Origin of the sequence: Frondihabitans sp. 762G35 (assembly GCF_002074055.1) — a bacterium.
Classification (GTDB): domain Bacteria; phylum Actinomycetota; class Actinomycetes; order Actinomycetales; family Microbacteriaceae; genus Frondihabitans.
In genome coordinates this window covers 2,820,420-2,837,685 of the sequence record NZ_CP014619.1, presented here as the reverse complement: position 1 = coordinate 2,837,685, position 17,266 = coordinate 2,820,420, and the positions used below count along the sequence as shown (strand labels likewise).

The 17,266-nt window shown below is 71.7% G+C and carries 15 protein-coding genes; 11 read left to right on the top strand and 4 right to left on the bottom strand.

Annotated features, from left to right (window positions below; all coding sequences use genetic code 11):
* Nucleotides 1-65 precede the first annotated feature (65 nt).
* The 7 genes from AS850_RS13440 (at nucleotide 66) to AS850_RS13410 (ending at nucleotide 9,873) form a co-directional block, all read left to right on the top strand.
* Nucleotides 66-4,388, top strand: a complete 4,323-nt coding sequence (locus tag AS850_RS13440) for an ExeM/NucH family extracellular endonuclease (protein ID WP_119869575.1) — start codon at nucleotides 66-68, stop codon at nucleotides 4,386-4,388.
* 79 nt (nucleotides 4,389-4,467) lie between these two features.
* Nucleotides 4,468-5,445 (top strand): CPBP family intramembrane glutamic endopeptidase, encoded by a 978-nt coding sequence (locus AS850_RS13435; RefSeq protein WP_119869574.1) that lies wholly within the window; start codon nucleotides 4,468-4,470, stop codon nucleotides 5,443-5,445.
* A gap of 9 nt (nucleotides 5,446-5,454) precedes the next feature.
* Nucleotides 5,455-7,548 (top strand): DNA helicase RecQ, encoded by a 2,094-nt coding sequence (gene recQ, locus AS850_RS13430; RefSeq protein ID WP_119869573.1) that lies wholly within the window; start codon nucleotides 5,455-5,457, stop codon nucleotides 7,546-7,548.
* Nucleotides 7,549-7,559: 11 nt separating this feature from the next.
* Entirely contained in the window at nucleotides 7,560-8,066 is a 507-nt protein-coding gene (locus AS850_RS13425) for a GNAT family N-acetyltransferase (protein ID WP_119869572.1), read from the top strand.
* 64 nt (nucleotides 8,067-8,130) lie between these two features.
* Nucleotides 8,131-8,901, top strand: a complete 771-nt coding sequence (locus tag AS850_RS13420; protein WP_119869571.1) for a class I SAM-dependent methyltransferase — start codon at nucleotides 8,131-8,133, stop codon at nucleotides 8,899-8,901.
* Nucleotides 8,902-8,957: 56 nt separating this feature from the next.
* Nucleotides 8,958-9,203, top strand: coding sequence for a PLD nuclease N-terminal domain-containing protein (locus tag AS850_RS13415; RefSeq protein WP_119869570.1), 246 nt, complete (start codon nucleotides 8,958-8,960; stop codon nucleotides 9,201-9,203).
* A gap of 31 nt (nucleotides 9,204-9,234) precedes the next feature.
* A complete protein-coding gene (locus AS850_RS13410; RefSeq protein ID WP_119869569.1) occupies nucleotides 9,235-9,873 on the top strand; it encodes a LysE family translocator in 639 nt (212 codons plus the stop codon).
* Nucleotides 9,874-9,903: 30 nt separating this feature from the next.
* Here AS850_RS13410 and AS850_RS13405 read toward each other — a convergent pair whose 3' ends face one another.
* From AS850_RS13405 to AS850_RS13390, 4 genes are all read right to left on the bottom strand, one after another.
* Complete coding sequence (locus AS850_RS13405) at nucleotides 9,904-11,208, bottom strand: glutathionylspermidine synthase family protein (protein WP_119869568.1); 1,305 nt, start codon at nucleotides 11,206-11,208, stop codon at nucleotides 9,904-9,906.
* Nucleotides 11,208-11,582 (bottom strand): tRNA-dihydrouridine synthase, encoded by a 375-nt coding sequence (locus tag AS850_RS13400; RefSeq protein WP_119869567.1) that lies wholly within the window; start codon nucleotides 11,580-11,582, stop codon nucleotides 11,208-11,210. Before AS850_RS13400 ends, AS850_RS13405 begins: the two co-directional genes overlap by 1 nt.
* Nucleotides 11,583-11,642: 60 nt before the next feature.
* Nucleotides 11,643-12,530: an SDR family oxidoreductase gene (locus AS850_RS13395; RefSeq protein ID WP_119869566.1), complete on the bottom strand. Its 888-nt coding sequence runs from the start codon at nucleotides 12,528-12,530 to the stop codon at nucleotides 11,643-11,645.
* An 85-nt stretch (nucleotides 12,531-12,615) separates the two neighbouring features.
* Nucleotides 12,616-13,425 carry an SDR family NAD(P)-dependent oxidoreductase gene (locus tag AS850_RS13390; protein WP_119869565.1) on the bottom strand — a complete coding sequence of 270 codons (810 nt, stop codon included), beginning with the start codon at nucleotides 13,423-13,425 and terminating at the stop codon, nucleotides 12,616-12,618.
* 91 nt (nucleotides 13,426-13,516) lie between these two features.
* Here AS850_RS13390 and AS850_RS13385 point away from each other — a divergent pair, with 91 nt between their 5' ends.
* The 4 genes from AS850_RS13385 to AS850_RS13370 all read left to right on the top strand — a co-directional run bounded on the left by AS850_RS13385 (nucleotide 13,517) and on the right by AS850_RS13370 (nucleotide 16,974).
* Nucleotides 13,517-13,855 carry a hypothetical protein gene (locus tag AS850_RS13385; RefSeq protein ID WP_119869564.1) on the top strand — a complete coding sequence of 113 codons (339 nt, stop codon included), beginning with the start codon at nucleotides 13,517-13,519 and terminating at the stop codon, nucleotides 13,853-13,855.
* 67 nt (nucleotides 13,856-13,922) lie between these two features.
* Nucleotides 13,923-14,786, top strand: a complete 864-nt coding sequence (locus tag AS850_RS13380) for an NAD(P)-dependent oxidoreductase (RefSeq protein WP_119869563.1) — start codon at nucleotides 13,923-13,925, stop codon at nucleotides 14,784-14,786.
* Nucleotides 14,787-14,851: 65 nt separating this feature from the next.
* Nucleotides 14,852-15,544 carry a PhzF family phenazine biosynthesis protein gene (locus tag AS850_RS13375; protein ID WP_119869562.1) on the top strand — a complete coding sequence of 231 codons (693 nt, stop codon included), beginning with the start codon at nucleotides 14,852-14,854 and terminating at the stop codon, nucleotides 15,542-15,544.
* Between the two features lie 161 nt (nucleotides 15,545-15,705).
* Nucleotides 15,706-16,974: an FAD-binding protein gene (locus AS850_RS13370; protein WP_119869561.1), complete on the top strand. Its 1,269-nt coding sequence runs from the start codon at nucleotides 15,706-15,708 to the stop codon at nucleotides 16,972-16,974.
* Nucleotides 16,975-17,266: the final 292 nt, after the last annotated feature.

Sequence of the window (17,266 nt, the reverse complement as noted above, 5' to 3'; positions counted from 1 at the left end):
AGGTTAGGAGGGCTGCCCCTCAACCGGGGGTAGAACGGCCGCCACTCAGGGAGACCCGCACGACGATGCGCACACGCCAGCACGATCGCACTCCGATCGACCGACCCGCCCCCTCACGACCCGACCCCGCCGCGACAGGCCTTCACCGTCGCGCGCGGACGGGAGCCCTCGCCTCGCTCGCCATCGCGGCGCTCGGCTTCGGGACCCTCACCGCGACTCCGGCGTTCGCCGCCACCGCGACCCTCACGCCCATCTCCGGCGTTCAGGGCACGACCGACGTCAGCCCGCTCGCGGGCACCACCGTCACCGTCCAGGGGGTCGTCACCGCCGACTACCGCACCGGCGGCTACAACGGCGTCTACGTGCAGCAGCAGGGCGTGGGCGGCACGACCGACCCGACGCCGGGCGAATCCGACGCCGTCTTCGTCTACCTCGGCAGCCAGAAGCCGGCCCTGGCGATCGGCGATCTCGTCACGGCCACGGGGGCCGTCAGCGAGTACAGCGGTCTCACCCAGATCTCCGCGACGACCGCAGGAGCACTGACGGTCACCACCCCGGGCGTCGGCACCCCCGCCCCCGTCCCGCTTCCCGCGACCGTCACCGGGTCCGCCCGCGAGGCGTACGAGGGCATGCTGGTCGCCCCGTCCGGCACCTACCAGGTGGCGTCGAGCCACCAGCTCTCCAACTACGGCTCGCTCTGGCTGACCGCCGGCGCCACCCCTGCCGTCAAGAACACGGAGGCGTTCCGACCGGGCACGCCCGAGTCGACCGCGCGCCAGGCCGACAACGTCGCGCGCCGCATCCTGCTCGACGACGGCTACAACGCCCAGGTCACCGCTGCCGCCCACCCGGGCGATCAGCCGTACTTCACGAAGGACTCCGTCGTCCGGAACGGCGACGTCGTCGACTTCCACGCGTCCTACATCCTCGGCTACGGCTTCGCCGACTGGCGCCTCCAGCCGACGGTGCCCGTCAGCACGACGAACGCCGGCTCCGGCGCCGCGACCACCGTCCCGACGTACGAGCAGACGAATCCGCGCCCCGCGACGGTTCCCGCCGTGGGCGGCGACATCGAGGTCGCGAGCTTCAACGTCTACAACTACTTCACGACCCTGACGAGCGCGAACGCGAACGCGCGCGGCGCCTCGACGGCCGAGCAGTTCGCCGTCCAGCGGAGCAAGATCGTCTCGGCCATCACCGGGCTCCACGCGGACGTCGTGGCCCTGATGGAGATCCAGAACGACGTGAACTTCGGCAAGCCCGCCGACACGTCGCTCGCCGACCTCGTCGCCGGTCTCAACGCGAAGGAGGGCGCGACGGTCTGGGCCGGTGTCCGGACCCCGTCGGCGCTCACCGACGGCTCGACGCCGACCGACGCGATCACGACCGCGCTGATCTACCGCACCGACCGCGTGACGCCGAAGGGCGACAGCCGCACCCAGATCGACGAGACGGTGTGGGGCAACGCCCGCGAGCCCATCGCGCAGACGTTCACCAAGGGCCCCGAGACCCTCACCGTCGTCGCGAACCACCTCAAGTCGAAGAGCGGCACCGGTCCGGCTCCCGCCGACGGCCAGGGCCTCTTCACCGCCGACCGCGTCGCCCAGGCGAAGTCGCTCGTGACCTTCACGAAGCAGCTCCAGCAGGCTTCGGGCAGCGACGACGTCCTGCTCATGGGCGACTTCAACGCCTACTCGCAGGAGGATCCGATCCAGGTGTTCCAGGACGCGGGTTACCGCGACCTCGTCGCCTCCGAGGGCTCCGGATACACCTACTCGTTCGACGGCGAGCTCGGCTCCCTCGACCACTCGATCGCGACGCCGTCGCTCGCCGCCAAGCTGACCAAGGCCGCGGTGTGGAACATCAACTCGCCGGAGTGGAGCGACCGCGGCTACGCGTACCCCGCGACCGACCCGACCAGCCCGTTCCGCTCGAGCGACCACGACCCGGTCGTCGTCGGATTCGACACGACGCCGAAGCCGATCGGCATCGACGTGGTCGGCATCAACGACTTCCACGGCCGCCTCTCCGAGTCGAGCCCCGCTGCCGGCGCCGCCGTGCTCGGCGGGATGGTCGACTCCTACCGGAAGGCGAACCCCGACACGCTGTTCGTGTCGTCCGGCGACAACATCGGCGCCTCGACCTTCACGTCGTTCATCCAGGACGACAAGCCGACGCTCGATGCGCTGAACGCCATGAAGCTCGACGTCTCCGCCCTCGGCAACCACGAGTTCGACAAGGGGCAGTCCGACCTGAACGACCGGGTCATCCCGAGCGCGTCCTTCCCGTACCTGGCCGCCAACGTGTTCCGATCCGGCACGAACGAGCACGCCTACGACGCCTTCTCGGTGAAGACCGTCGACGGCGTCAAGGTGGGCTTCATCGGCGCCGTCACGGAGCACATGCCCGAGCTCGTCAGCCCGTCGGGAATCCAGGGGCTCGACTTCCGCTCGGTCGTCGACTCCGTGAACACCGTGGCCGACGACCTCACCGACGGAGACGCGTCGAACGGCGAGGCCGACGTCCTCGTGCTCCTCGTGCACGAGGGGGCCGCGTCGGGCGACCTGACGGACAGCACCGACGACTCCGACTTCGGCACGATCGCGAAGAACGTCTCGCCCAAGGTCGAGGCCATCCTCTCGGCCCACACGCACCAGAAGTACGCCCACTCGATCGTCCCGACCGGCGGCACGACGCCTCGACCAGTCATCCAGACGGGCTCCTACGGGGAGAACTTCAGCCACCTCTCGCTCCAGATCGACCCGGTCACGCACGAGCTGATCACGGCCACGGGAGAGGTGAAGCCGCTCTACCGGGCGTTCGCGCCCGATCCTGCGGTCGCGACGATCGTCACCGACGCCGAGGCCGTCGCGAAGGTGAAGGGCTCGGTCTCGGTCGGGACCATCACGGGCGACTTCGACCGCGCGCGCCAGGCCGACGGGACCACCGAGAACCGCGGCGGGGAGTCGACGCTCGGCAACTTCGTCGCCGACGTGCAGCTCGACGCGACGAAGGGCATCGGTTCACAGATCGCGTTCATGAACCCGGGCGGCCTGCGCGCCGACCTCAAATACGCCTCCAGCGGGTCGGGCGACGCCGACGGCAACGTGACCTACCAGGAGGCGGCGGCGGTCCAGCCGTTCGCCAACACGCTGGTCCAGGTCGGGCTGACCGGGGCGCAGATCCGCTCCGTGCTCGAGCAGCAGTGGCAGCCCACCGGGTCGTCACGACCGTTCCTCAAGCTCGGCGTCTCGAAGGGTCTGCTCTACGACTACGACCCCTCGAAGGCGGCAGGATCGCGGATCGGGCGGGTGACGCTCGACGGCACGCCGCTCGACGACGCGGCGACCTACAAGGTCACGGTCAACTCGTTCCTCGCCTCGGGCGGCGACAACTTCACCGCCTTCGCCCAGGGGGCCACCCGCGCCGACACCGGGAAGGTCGACCTGCAGAGCCAGGTGGACTACTTCACGGCCCACCCGGAGGCCGCCGCTCCCGACCTCGCGCAGCGCGCCGTGGGCGTCTCGCTTCCGACCGCTCCGCAGGGCGGCTACAGGGCCGGAGACACGGTCTCGCTCGGTCTCTCGTCGCTGATCTTCAGCCGCGGCGGGCCGGCCTCCGGCACCGTCTCGGTCTCGCTCGGAGGGAAGGTCCTCGGCAGCGCGCCGATCGACGCGACCGTCGTCGACGGCACCGACGAGCAGGGCCGCGCCACCGTCCCGGTGACGATCCCGGCCTCCGCTGCGGCGGGCTCGCAGGAGCTGGTGGTCACCGTCTCGGGGACCGCCACGTCGATCCCGGTGCCGATCACGATCGCCGAGACGGCGAAGCCGATCGCGTCCGTGACCGCCCCGACCATCTCGGGTCGGGCGGCCGTCGGCCGCACGATCACCGCGACCGAGGGCACCTGGAGCGTGGCCGGGACGACCCAGTCGTTCCAGTGGCTCCGCGACGGTGTCGCCGTCCCGGGCGCCACGTCGGCCCGGTACACGCTGACGGGCGCCGACGCCGGCACGTCGGTCACCGTGGCGGTCACGGCGACGAAGACCGGCTACACGGCGGCGACGGCCACCTCCGCGGCGGTCACGGTGGCGAAGGTCGCCTCGACCGTCCAGGGCTCGGCCGACCGCTGGGTCGTCCTCGGCAAGCAGGCCGTGACGTACACGGTCCGGGTCACAGGATCCCAGGGCGTCCGGCCGACCGGCACGGTGACCGTCTACGACAACGGCCGCGCCGTCGGCACCGCCACCCTCTCCGAGTCGGGGACGGCGACCCTCGCGCTGCCGCGCCTCTCGCGTGGGCTGCACCTCCTGACGGCCGGCTACTCGGGCGACGCGCACGTCGCCGGGTCGTCGCAGACGTGGCCGGGCATCCTGCTGGTCCTCTGACCTCGCGCAGGAGCCGGTGACACGGAGCCGGGCCGCACGCCCCAGGTGCGGCCCGGCTCTCTGCCGTAACCTCGAGGGCGTGACGTACGCCTACCACCGGATGTTCCGCATCCTGCCGACGTATCGGTGGTGGAAGCCGCTCCTGGCGGCTCTGCTCGGCTTGGTCCTCTACCTCGTCATGTCGGTCTTCATCTGGCAGCTCGGCCTCCTCGAGACGGTTCGCGCGATCGGCGGGAACGCGGCCGCCACCGACCTGGCCAAAGCGGTGTCGAAAGACCAGCAGAACGCCTCCAACCCGCTCGTGATGCTCTACACGCTGGGGTCGCTCGCCACCATGCTGCCCGCCGTCGTGCTGGCCGTGCGCATCACGGGGCTCGGCTCGTTCGGCCGACTGATGAGCGTGCGCGGCCGGGTCCGCTGGCGGTGGCTGGCGCGCTGCATCCTGCCCGGCGTCGTCTACATGGTCCTGCAGATCGGTCTCGGAGCGCTCGTGCCGGCCTCGTGGCAGGGCGCCGCCTCGTCGGAGCAGGCCGCGTCCACGCCGCCGCTGGCGCTCGCGGCGTCGATCGTGATCATCGTGCTGCTCGTGCCGTTCCAGGCCGCGGGCGAGGAGTTCGCGTTCCGCGGGTTCGGGATGCAGGCCCTCGGGTCGTGGGTCCGCTGGCCGGTCGTCGCGATCCTGGTGCCGACCGTCGGTTTCGCGTTCGCGCACGCGTACAACCCCTGGGGCAAGCTCGACGTCGCCGTCCTCGGCGTCGCCTTCGCCTACCTCACCTGGCGCACCGGCGGGCTCGAGGCCGGGGTCGTGGCCCACGTCGTCAACAACGTCGTCGTCTTCGTGCTGGCGGCGCCCTTCGTGACCTCGACGCAGTCGGACGGCTCGCCGATCGGAGCCGCCATCACGCTCGTGGCGTCGGGGGCGTACGTGCTGATGGTCGTGGGGCTGGCACGCCGACACAGGCCCGAGCGGGTGGCTCCCGCCTCGGTCGTCGACGAGCCGCTCGGAGTTGTCCACAGGTCCGGGCCTCCCGCTTCGGGCGTCGGTGGGGCCTCGTAGACTTCCCGGGTGACTTCCGCTCCGCAGGCCTCCGTCCTCCCCGACGATCGTCGCGCCCTCGACGTCCTCCACAGCGTCTTCGGCTACGAGGCGTTCCGCGGTAACCAGGCCGCCATCATCGACCAGATCGTGTCCGGCGGCGACGCGCTCGTGCTCATGCCCACGGGTGGCGGCAAGTCCCTCTGCTACCAGATCCCGGCGCTCGTCCGCGACGGCGTCGGCATCGTCGTCTCCCCGCTCATCGCGCTGATGCAAGACCAGGTCGACGCCCTCGAGGCGGTCGGCGTCCGAGCGGCCTTCCTCAACTCCACGCAGGATCCCGATCAGCGCCGGCAGGTCGAGGCCGCGTTCCGGTCGGGCGAGCTCGACATGCTCTACCTCGCGCCCGAGCGACTCAAGCTCGAGTCGACCAAGCAGCTCCTCGACCAGGGCACGATCTCGCTCTTCGCGATCGACGAGGCGCACTGCGTCGCCCAGTGGGGGCACGACTTCCGGCCCGACTACCTCGAGCTGTCGGTGCTCCACGAGCGCTGGCCCGCCGTCCCCCGGGTGGCGCTGACGGCCACGGCCACCGAGACGACGCACCGCGAGATCTCCTCGCGCCTCGAGCTCGATCAGGCCGCGCACTTCGTCGCCGACTTCGACCGGCCCAACATCCAGTACCGCATCGAGGCCAAGAACGCCCCGCTCCAGCAGGTGCTCCGCCTCATCCAGACCGAGCACCCGGGCGACGCCGGCATCGTCTACTGCCTCTCCCGCGCCTCGGTCGAGAAGACGGCCCAGTCGCTGGTCGACCACGGCATCTCCGCCCTGCCCTACCACGCGGGTCTCGACGCCTCGACGCGCCAGCGCAACCAGTCCCGGTTCCTGCGCGAAGACGGCATCGTCATGGTGGCCACCGTCGCCTTCGGCATGGGAATCGACAAGCCCGACGTCCGCTTCGTCGCCCACCTCGACCTCCCGAAGTCGGTCGAGGGTTATTACCAGGAGACGGGTCGTGCGGGCCGCGACGGCCTCCCGGCGACCGCGTGGTTGGCCTACGGCCTCCAGGACGTCATGCAGCAGCGGCGGATGATCGACCAGTCCGAGGGCGACGCCGCCCACCGCCGCAAGCTGACGGCGCACCTCGACGCGATGCTCGCCCTGTGCGAGACCGTCGAGTGCCGACGTGTTCAGCTCCTCGCCTATTTCGGCCAGACCTCGACGGCGTGCGGCAACTGCGACACCTGCCTCACCCCGCCCGTGTCGATCGACGGCACCGTCGCGGCGCAGAAGCTCCTGTCGACGATCGTGCGCCTCAAGCGCGAGCGCAACCAGCAGTTCGGCGCCGGCCACCTCATCGACATCCTGCTCGGCAAGCAGACCCCGCGGATGACGCAGAACCGCCACGAGGGCCTCTCGACCTTCGGCATCGGCAAGGAGCTCGGCGACGTCGAGTGGCGCGGCGTCGTCCGGCAGCTCCTCGCGCAGGACCTCCTCGCGGTGTCGCCCGACGGCTACGGCACCCTGCTGCTAACCGAGGGCAGCGCGGCCGTCCTCGCCGGTTCGCGACCCGTCCGCCTCCGCAAGGAGCAGGCGCGGCCCGAGCGGGCGGCGCGCTCGTCGCGGCGCTCCGGTGCGGCGCCCGTCGACCTCCCCGCCGAGGCGCAGCCGCTCTTCGAGACCCTGCGGTCGTGGCGGGCGCTCACGGCGCGGGCCGCGGGCGTCCCCGCCTACGTCGTGTTCGGCGACGTCACCCTGCGCGGCGTCGCCGCGTCCCGTCCCGGCTCGTTCGACGAGCTCGCGGGCATCTCGGGCGTCGGCCAGAAGAAGCTCGACACCTACGGTCAGCAGCTCCTCGATCTCGTCGCGGGCGTCTCGCCCGAGGAGGTGGCGGCCTCGGCCGGTGCGGGCGGCGGTGCGGCCTCCGCTGCTCCTGCTGCCTCGTCGAGCAGTCCGCGGTTCACGTCGCGGGGCAGGTCCGACGGCGCTGCCGCGGCATCCTCATCGGGGAGCCCCGTGGGGAGCTTCGTGCCCGAGCCGGGCGACGACGACTTCGCGTGGCCGGATGCGCCGTCCGACGATCCCTTCGACGAGTCGGTGCCGCCCGACGACTGGCGCTGAGAGGTCGCGCCGTGTCCGCCGTTCCGGAGCCGTGGGCCGACCCCGAGTCGGTCTGGACCACTCCCGACTCCGCTCTCGCCCGACCCCTCGTCGACGACCTCGCCCGCGATTACGACGAGCGCTACGAACCCACCGACGGCGTCCCCTCGTCGGCCGAGCTCGGCCGCTACCCCGCCGAGCTGTTCGCGCCCGCGAGCGGAGGGGCCTTCCTCATCCTGCGGGCCTCGGGCCGCGCCGTGGCGGGCGGGGCGTTCCTCCGGCTCGACGCCGACACCGCCGAGATGAAGCGCGTCTGGACCCACCCCGACCACCGCCGTCGCGGCCTCGCGCGCCGCGTCATGGACGAACTCGAGGCCGAGGCCCGGAGCCGCGGCTACCGCACGGCCCGCCTCACCACCGGGGCGCGGCAGCCCGAGGCCCTCGGCCTCTACCTCGCCCTCGGCTACGAGCCCCTCTTCGATCTCGACGGCGACCTGGAGGAGATCAGCTACCTGAGATTCGCCAAGCCGCTGGCCTGAGGGCTGCGGGTGCGCCGGCCAGCGGAGCGTTGCGCCGACCGAGCGGCTCCGAGAGGATGCTGGCATGGTCGATCAACAGCAGCTCTGGGACGACGACGCGGCCGCGCACTACGACACCCCCGGCGTCGGCATGTTCTCTCCCGAGGTCCTCGGGCCGACGGTGGAGGTCCTGGCCGACCTCGCCGCGGGAGGCCAGGCCCTGGAGTTCGCCGTCGGGACGGGACGCGTCGCCGTGCCCCTCCTCGATGCCGGCGTCCCGGTGTCCGGAATCGAGCTCTCGCACGCGATGATCGCCCGCCTCCGCACCAAGGTCGACGCCGACCGGCTGCCGGTGGTCCAGGGCGACATGACGACCGCCGACGCGGGCACCGGCTTCGCCCTCGTCGTCCTCGTCTTCAACACGATCGCGAACCTCCTCGACCAGGATGCCCAGGTCCGCTGCTTCCAGAATGCAGCGCGCCACCTCCGACCCGGCGGGAGCTTCGTGGTCGAGCTCTGGGTGCCTCAGCTGCGTTCGCTCCCACCGGGGCACGGCGGCACCGTCGAGGTCGCCGAGCCCGGTTACCTGCTGGTCGACAGCTACGACACCCTGAATCAGCACGTCGTCTCGCACCACGTCCTATTCGGCCCCGACCTGGCCGACGGCCGCGAGGCCCGGATCGAGCGCACGCCGCACCGCTACGTCTGGCCGAGCGAGCTCGACCTCATGGCTCGTCTCGCCGGCTTCGAGCGGGAGTCGCGCTGGGCGGATTGGGACCGCAGCCCTTTCACGGCGGACTCCAGGAGCCACGTGTCGGTCTACCGTCTCACCTCGCCACCCAGCGGTCGAATGTGAAATGATGGGCCACGCCCGGCCACGACGGCCGCACGGCGCGAGGGAGGAGCCGGACCGTGAACGCAGATATATGGGGCCCCGTGGCGGCCGTCGTCGTCACCGCGATCGTCCTGATCGCCTACGCGCTCTTCGTCGTGATCGCGTTCGTGCGTGCCTATCGAGACCGGGGGATCAGCGAGACGGCCCGGCTCGTGTGGCTCGTCGGGATTGTGCTGATGCCCTTCCTGGGGCCGCTCGCGTGGTACCTCGTCGGCGACAGGACGTCGGCGATCGAGAACCGACTCCGGACGTTCCGCCCGTGATGACGACGCCGCCCGGAGCGGGGAGGCCCTCGTGCTACCGCTGACCAACGCCGGTGCCTTCGCGCTCGCGGCCTTCGCCCTCATCATCCTGCCCGGGCCGAGCGTCCTCTTCGTCATCGGCCGGTCGCTCTCGCTCGGGCGCCGCGGAGGTGTCCTCAGCGTCTTCGGGAACGCGCTCGGCATGGTCCCGGCGATCGCGGCGGTCTCTCTCGGGGTCGGTGCGATCGTGGCGGAGTCGCTCGTCGTCTTCACCGTCGTGAAGATCATCGGGGCCGTGTACCTCGTCTACCTGGGGGTGCAGACCATCCAGCACCGGTCCGATCGCACCGAGGTCGTGACCGAGCGCGGTGCGAGCCCGTCGACCCTGCGGCTCCTGCGCCAGGGGTTCTTCGTGGGCGTCTCGAACCCGAAGACCATCGTGTTCTTCGTGGCCGTCCTGCCGCAGTTCGTCCGGTACGACGCCGGCTCAATCCCGCTCCAGCTCGCGACCCTCGGCGCGATCTTCTTCGTCATCGCCCTCCTCAGCGACGGCACCTGGGCGCTCGTCGCCGGGACGGCCCGCGGGTGGTTCGCCCGCAGCCCGAAGCGCCTCTCGCGGATGTCCGCGGGCGGCGGCGTGGTGATGATCGGGCTCGGCGGGGCGCTCGCTCTCACCGGACACAAGAGCTGACACCGACCGGACGCCGGAGAGCGAGCCGCCCTAGCCCTCGATGACGTTCGGCACGAAGCGGCAGTAGTAGTCGGTGATCGGGCCGTCCGACTCCCGGATACCCACCCCGAACGCCGTCCCGTCGACGACCCAGCTGCCGAGGACGGGGTGGTTGCTCCCCGCGCCGCCCGGGAAGTCGGGAAGCTCGTGGTACCGCTGCCAGACGCGCTCGCCGGAGGTCCCCGCCCGCCGGTACTCGTGCGGGCTCGCGACGACGCTGCCGTCCGCGCGGTGGACGCTGATCCCGTCGCCCTCGCGGCCGAAGACCGGTTTCACCACGTAGTCGGTCATGCCGTTCGGTCCGTCCGCGAACGACGGCAGCAGGTTCTCGTGCCCCGGGTACAGGCGCCACAGGGCGACGAGGAGGAGCTTGTTCGACAGGAACATCTTCCACGCCGGCTCGTACCAGCGCCCGACCCGATCGCGGTCCCGGACGAGGAAGTCGCCGAACTCCTGATCCCCGGACGCGCGGTCGTCACCCCCGACGAGGTCCTCCCACGGATAGAGCTTGAAGATGCTGCGGATGAGCGGGTACTGCGTTTCCGGTTCGTCGCCGGCGACCGCGAAGAGGCTGCGCGACGAGCCGACCGGCTCCGGCATGCCGACGAACGACCTCTCGCCGGCGTGCCAGCCGATGTCCTTCATCTCGATGCCGGTGTGCTCCCAGCCGGCCTCCCCGGCGAGGTCGCGCAGATACGCGACGGTGTCCCAGTCCTCTCCGTGGGTGTCGAGGTCGGAGTGGGCCACGAAGATCCTGCCGCCCTGCCCCTCGGACAGCGAGCGGTGCAGGAGCACCCGCCAGCGCCGCACGAGCGCCTCGTGGATCCCGTTCCACTGGTCGGTCCCCTCGTCGAGGTCGCCCGCGGCCACCCGCTCGCGGAGCCAGTGCCACTGCGTGACGGACGCCTCGATCAGGCCGGTGGGGGTGTCGCCGTTGTACTCGAGCATCTTCGCGGGGGAGCCGTCGCCGGCGTAGGCGAGGTCGAACCGGCCGTAGAGGTCGGGCTCGTCCCGCCGGAGCGACCACGCGGCGAGTTCGAAGGCCTCGCGCCGGAGACCCAGGGTGCCGAGGTCGCCGGACGCCAGGTAGCGAGCCGCCTCGAGGCACATGCCGTGCAGCCGCTCGGTCTGCCGCTCCAGCGACTCGACCTCGGCGAGCGTGAACGTGTAGGCGGCTCCGTCGTTCCAGTAGTCGCTGACCGTGCCATCGTCGCGGGTCGAGCGCGAATAGATCAGGCCGGTCTGCTGGATCTTCCGCTCCCAGTCGACGCGCGGTGCCAGTTCGAGACGTCGCATCAGCCGCCGAATCCGCCCTCGGAGCCGGAGCCGCCGAATCCTCCGCGTGAGACCGCCCCGCCCTTCGAGGACACTCCCGTGGCTCCGGTCTTCCCCGCGGGCAAACTCGTGACGCCTCCGGAGGCCCGCTCGCCGACGGCGGGGACGGCGGTGTTCCCGCGGTTCGCCAGGGGCAGGAAGTACCAGCCGGCGCCACCGGCGTGGTTGTTGCAGTCGTCGTCGGGCAGCCTCTTCGCCGTCGAGTTGTCGCGGCAGATCTGCGCGTAGTCGGAGTTGACGCCGCTGCCCTCCCCGCAGCCGGTGAGGGTCGCGGCCAGGGCGGCGACGACTCCGATGGACACGGCCGTGGAGGCGCGACGTTGACGAGTGCTCACGAAGAGAGAAGCCTAGATGACGGGGGCGGCGACGCTGACGCGGCGCCGCCCCCCGGACGATCAGAAGGCCGGGGTGGCCCCGGCGATGGTGATCGTCGATCCCGAGGTGTAGCTCGACTCGGGGCTGACGAGGTGCACGTAGGCGGCCGCGAGCTCCGCGGGCTGACCCGGGCGCTTGAACGGCGCCTGCTCGCCGAAGGTCGACACCGTCTCCGCGTCGTCGGAGCCCGGCTGGAGCGGCGTCCACACCGGTCCGGGAGCCACCGAGTTCACGCGGATGCCCTTGGGGGCGAGCTGCTGCGCGAGAGCGGCGGTGAAGACGCCGATGGCGCCCTTCGTCAGCGCGTAGTCGATCTTGTCGGGGGAGGGCTGCGCGCCCTGGATCGAGCCCGTCGTCACGATGCTGGAGCCGGGTTCCAGGTGCGGGATCGCGGCCTGGCAGAGCCAGAAGAGCGAGTAGACGTTGGTCTTGATGGTGGAGTCGACCGCCTCGGTGGTCAGGGTGAGGATGTCGTCGTTGCTCTCCATCCTGCCCGCCACCATCACGAGCGTGTCGAGGCCGCCGAGCTCCTCGACGGCCCTCCTGATGAGATCGCGGCAGTACGCCTCGTCGGAGATGTCGCCGGGGACCAGGACCGCTTTGCGGCCCTCTGAGACGAGCAGATCGCGGACCTCCTCGGCGTCGGTCTGCTCGTCGGGGAGGTAGGAGAGGACGAGGTCGGCGCCCTCGCGCGCCAGGGCGATCGCCGCGGCGCGGCCGATCCCGGAGTCGGCGCCGGTCACCACGCCGCGGAAGCCCTCGAGGCGCCCGAGACCGACGTAGCTCGTCTCCCCGTGGTCGGGCTTGGGGTCCATCTTCCAGGCCGCACCGGGGAGCGACTGCTCCTGCTTCGGGAACGGCGGCGCCGGGTAGAGGCTGATCGGATCCTTCTTGTCGTATTGGCTCATCGCTCCACCGTGCGCCACCCTCGGCGACCCCGCGCAGAGTGGCGCGCGGGGTTGACAAAGCGGCACCGCGACGGGGCCCGCAGGATCAGGGACGGAAGCGTCGCTCCTCGGCCACGCTATTGCCGCCGTCGACGACGAGCACCTGTCCGGTGATGTACGACGCGCCGGGGGAGGCCAGCCAGGCGATGGCGGAGGCGATCTCGTCGGCGGTGCCGCTCCGGCCGACCGGGACGAGGAGTCCCTCCTCGGCCTCGCCGGGAGTCTGCGAGCCGGTGGCGATCCAGCCGGGCGCGACGGCGTTCGCCGTGATCCCGTGCGGGGCCTCGTCGACGGCGAGGGCGCGCGTGAGCCCGACCATCCCCGCCTTCGCGGCGGCGTAGGCGACGTCCGAACGGGAGGCCATGGCCGGCCCCGTGACGCTCGAGACGGTGACGATGCGACCCCACGACGCCCGCCGCATGGCGGGCACGACGGCGCGAGACACCAGGAACGCGCTCGTGAGGTTGGAGGCGAGCGAGCGGTTCCACTGATCGGGATCGATGAGGATGTCGCCGCTCTCCATCTCGGGGTCGCCGACGGTGACCATGCCGGCGTTGTTGACGAGCACGGTCGGCATCGGGCGGTCGGCGCTCGGGGTGTCCGTGGACGTCAGGGCTGCGAACAGCCCGTCGACGCCGGTCTCGGTGTCGAGACGAGCGACGTGCCCCTCGGCCGTGATGCCCGCGGCTCGGAGCTCGTCGACGCGGTCCTGGATCCGCGAGGTCGTGGAGGTCAGGATCACGGCCAGTCCCGCCTCGCCCAGTGCTCGGGCCGCGGCGAAGCCGATCCCGGTGGGGCTCCCCGCTCCCGTGACGAGGGCGGTTCGGCGGGTTCCGGACGATGGCGAGAGGGTCACGCGCTCACCCTAGACGGTCGGTCGGACCCTGGCCATGCTCGAATGAACAATGTAAAATATCGACGACTCCTCCACGACCGACAGGCATCCCATGACCGTCTTCCCTCCCGCTCCCACCTCCCATTCGCCGATGAGCGCGGGTCGGCTCCGCGCGATCCTCTCCGCGGCCGCCTGGGCGGTGGCAGGGCTGCTGGTCGGCCTCGACGTGCTCCTCGCCGGGGTGCTCGCGGCGCTGCTCCGGGGGCGGGAGGCCGAGGTGGTGCAGGTTCCGGGCATCCTGCGGGGCGCCTGGTCGCTGGCCGACGGGCTCTCCGTCGAGGTCGGTGTCGGGACACTCCTGGTGCCGCTTCTCGGAGCCGCCGTCGGTCTCGCCCTGGGGCTTCGTCGCGGGGTGCGGCGTCCCGGGCGGCGTCCCGGTCGGCGGGCGTAGCGTCGGGGACGGCCGGCGAGTTCTCCCGGCCCGGACGTGCGGCTCCGGCCGCGGAAGGAGACCGCAGATGAAGGTGGCAGTCCTCGGACTCGGAATCATGGGACAGGGCGTGGCGGGGGTGCTCCTGCGCGAGGGCTTCGAGGTCGCCGTCTGGAACCGCTCCTCGGGCAAGGCCGACGCACTGGCAGCCGAGGGGGCGACCGTCGCCTCGACACCCGGCGAGGCCGTCGACGGTGCCGAGGTCGTGCTGTCGATCCTCTTCGACGCGGACTCCGTGCTCAGTGTGCTGGGCGAAGCCGCAGGCAGCGTCGCGGGCGGTGCCGTCTGGCTGCAGGCCAGCACGATCGGCCTCGACGGGACGGCGCGCGTCGCCCATCTGGCCGAGTCGCAGGGTGTCGGGCTCGTCGACGCCATGATGCTCGGCACGAAGAAGCCCGCCGAGACCGGCGCTCTCGTGATGCTCGTCTCCGGCGACGCGTCGCTCGTCGAGAAGGCCCGGCCGGTCCTCGACGCGATGGGCTCCAAGACGGTCGTCGCCGGCGACCGGGTCGGGAACGCCACGGCGCTGAAGCTCGCCGCCAACGCCTGGGTCGCGAGCGTGACCGCGGCGACCGCGCAGTCCCTCGCCCTCGCGGGCGCGCTCGGGCTCGACGCCTCGCTCTTCCTCGACGCCATCGAGGGCGGTGCGTCCGACACCCCCTACGCCCACGTCAAGGGGGCGGCGATGCTGGCCCGCGAGTACCCGACCTCGTTCGCCCTCGACGGCCTGCGGAAGGACGTCGGGCTGATCGCCGAGGCCGCGCACTCCTCCGGCGTCGACGCGACCGTGCTCGAGGCTCTCCGCACCGTGTACGCGCGGGCGTCGTCGAACGGCTTCGGCGGCGACGACATCGCCGCGGTCTACGAGGGGTTCCGGCCGGCGTCGAGCTGAGTCGTGACGCCTCGGGAGGGCATGGGACTCCCCTCGGTGGGAGGGCCGTGTGCCACGCTGAGGGGATGACCGCAGCGAGCATCCCCGTCCACGTCGTCCGCGTCTTCACCACCGACGACGGCCGTCTCGGCAACGAACTCGGCCTCGTCGAGTCCGAGGGGGCGACGCGCGGGCACGAGCAGGAGATCGCCGCGCGGCTCGGGTTCAGCGAGACGGTGTTCCTCGACGAGGTCGGGACCGGAGCCGCGCGCATCCGCATCTTCACGCCCGCGGCCGAGCTGCCGTTCGCCGGGCATCCGACGGTCGGTACGGCCTGGTGGCTGCGTCAACGCGGGACACCCGTCGAGGTTCTGCGGGTTCCGGCCGGCGACGTCGCGGTGCGGTTCGACGGCGACGTGGCGTGGGTCACGGGACGGGCGTCCTGGACGCCGGAGTTCGAGTGGCACGACCTCGCATCGGCGGTCGACGTCGAAGCGCTCGAGCCCGCCGACTTCACGTCGGGGCACCACTACGCCTGGGCGTGGATGGACGAGGGGCGGGGCATCCTGCGCTCGCGGATGTTCGCGCCCGCGTTCGGCATCGCCGAGGACGAGGCGACCGGAGCCGCGGCCGTCCGCCTGACCGACAGGCTCGGGCGCGACCTCGACATCGAGCAGGGGCGAGGGTCGCGGATCCGCACCCGCGTGCTCGACGGGGGCTTCATCGAGGTCGGTGGGCGCGTCGCGCAGGAGCCCGGGCCGGTGTTCGTCGCGCTCTGACGCGCCCGCGCCCGCGCGAGACTCCACGACACGCCGCTCACTTTCGCGGAACGTGGCCAATCGTGGAGTCTCCCGGCCCCGAGCATCCTGCCGGCCTAATTTGTTGGACAAATCAACAATTACCCTTTCGCGCTGACGGTGGTGCGTGGCACAGTGGAGTCATGACGTTCACCGCTGAGCGCGAGCAGAACTGGGCCGGCACGCACGTGTACGGCGCCACGCGCATCCTGCAGCCCCGATCCGTTTCCGAACTGCAGGAGGCGGTGGCCACCGAGCCGAAGATCCGCGCCCTCGGCACCCGGCACTCCTTCAACGACGTGGCCGACGGCCCCGGGGTGCTCGTGAGCACCACCGAGATCCCCGCCGACATCGTCATCGCGCCCGACCGCAGCTCCGTCACCGTCGGGGCCGGCACGCGCTATGGCATCCTCGCCCTGGCGCTCGAGGAGGAGGGCCTCGCCCTCCACAACATGGGCTCGCTCCCGCACATCTCGGTGGGAGGCGCGACGGCGACGGGCACCCACGGCTCGGGCGCCGCGAACGGCTCGCTCTCGACGGCGATCCGCGCCCTCGAGTTCGTCGGAGCGGACGGCTCCCTGCGCACGGTCTCCCGGGGCGACGCCGAGTTCGCCGGCAGCGTCGTCCACCTCGGTGCCCTCGGCGTCGTGACCCGGGTCACGCTCGACGTGCAGCCCAGCTACCGCGTCCGCCAGGACGTCTACCTCGGCGTCCCGTGGTCGGCCCTCGAGGGCGCCGGCGTCCGCGAGCTGATGAGCCTCGGCTACAGCACCAGCCTCTTCACGGTCTACGGCGACGACATCACGCAGATGTGGGTGAAGTCGCGGATCCCCGAGGGGCAGGCCGACATCGACGTGCCCGACGAGATCCGTGGCGCCAAGCGGCACGCGAACCGCGTCGCCTTCGTCAGCGAAGACGACAACACGACCCCCATGGACGGCTCGGTCGGATCCTGGGCCGAGCGCCTGCCGCACTTCCGGCTCGATCGGACGCCGTCGAACGGCGACGAGATCCAGACGGAGTACTTCGTCTCGCTCGACGAGGGGTCGGAGGCGCTGGCCGCCGTGCGCGCGCTGAGCGACCGCATCCAGCCGCACCTCCTGGTGACGGAGCTGCGCGCCATCGCGGCCGACGACTTCTGGCTCAGCGAGACGCAGGGGCGCGACTCGCTCGCGATCCACTTCACCTGGGCCAAGCACGTCGAGGAGGTGACCGCGCTCCTGCCCGACATCGAGGAGGCGCTCCGTCCCTTCACACCGCGGCCGCACTGGGGCAAGGTCTCCGCGATCTCGGCGGCCGACGTCGAGGCGCGCTACCCGCGACTCGGTGACTTCCGCGCCCTCGTGGCGAAGCACGACCCCGACGGCAAGTTCGGCGGCGGGTTCGTCGACCGCCTCGTCCTGGGGCGCTAGCAGCGCAGGAGCCCCGGGCCGGCGTCGCCGCGCGTTCGCTGCCGCCCGGCTCGGCCCGGGGCCGCCCGGCGCGCGAGACTCCACGTTTTGCCACCTGTGGCGAAGGTGAGCGGCGTGTTGTGGAGTCTCGCCCGGTGGAGCGCGAGGCCTGCGTGCGGCGTGGGCGCGAGACTCCACGTTTGGCGCGTTTCGCGGAAGGTGAGCGGCGTGTTGTGGAGTCTCGCCCGGTGGAGCGCGAGCCGGCGACGCCGGCGGGGCCGAGTGGCACGGAACCGAGCGACCGCCACGACCA

Excerpts from the sequence above, each read along its gene's own strand:
- AS850_RS13405 (WP_119869568.1), bottom strand. The coding sequence starts at position 11,208 with ATGCGACGTCTCGAACTGGCACCGCGCGTCGACTGGGAGCGGAAGATC.
- AS850_RS13395 (WP_119869566.1), bottom strand. The coding sequence starts at position 12,530 with ATGAGCCAATACGACAAGAAGGATCCGATCAGCCTCTACCCGGCGCCG.
- AS850_RS13375 (WP_119869562.1), top strand. The coding sequence starts at position 14,852 with ATGACCGCAGCGAGCATCCCCGTCCACGTCGTCCGCGTCTTCACCACC.
- AS850_RS13420 (WP_119869571.1), top strand. The coding sequence starts at position 8,131 with ATGGTCGATCAACAGCAGCTCTGGGACGACGACGCGGCCGCGCACTAC.
- AS850_RS13380 (WP_119869563.1), top strand. The coding sequence starts at position 13,923 with ATGAAGGTGGCAGTCCTCGGACTCGGAATCATGGGACAGGGCGTGGCG.
- AS850_RS13385 (WP_119869564.1), top strand. The coding sequence starts at position 13,517 with ATGACCGTCTTCCCTCCCGCTCCCACCTCCCATTCGCCGATGAGCGCG.
- AS850_RS13440 (WP_119869575.1), top strand. The coding sequence starts at position 66 with ATGCGCACACGCCAGCACGATCGCACTCCGATCGACCGACCCGCCCCC.
- AS850_RS13370 (WP_119869561.1), top strand. The coding sequence starts at position 15,706 with ATGACGTTCACCGCTGAGCGCGAGCAGAACTGGGCCGGCACGCACGTG.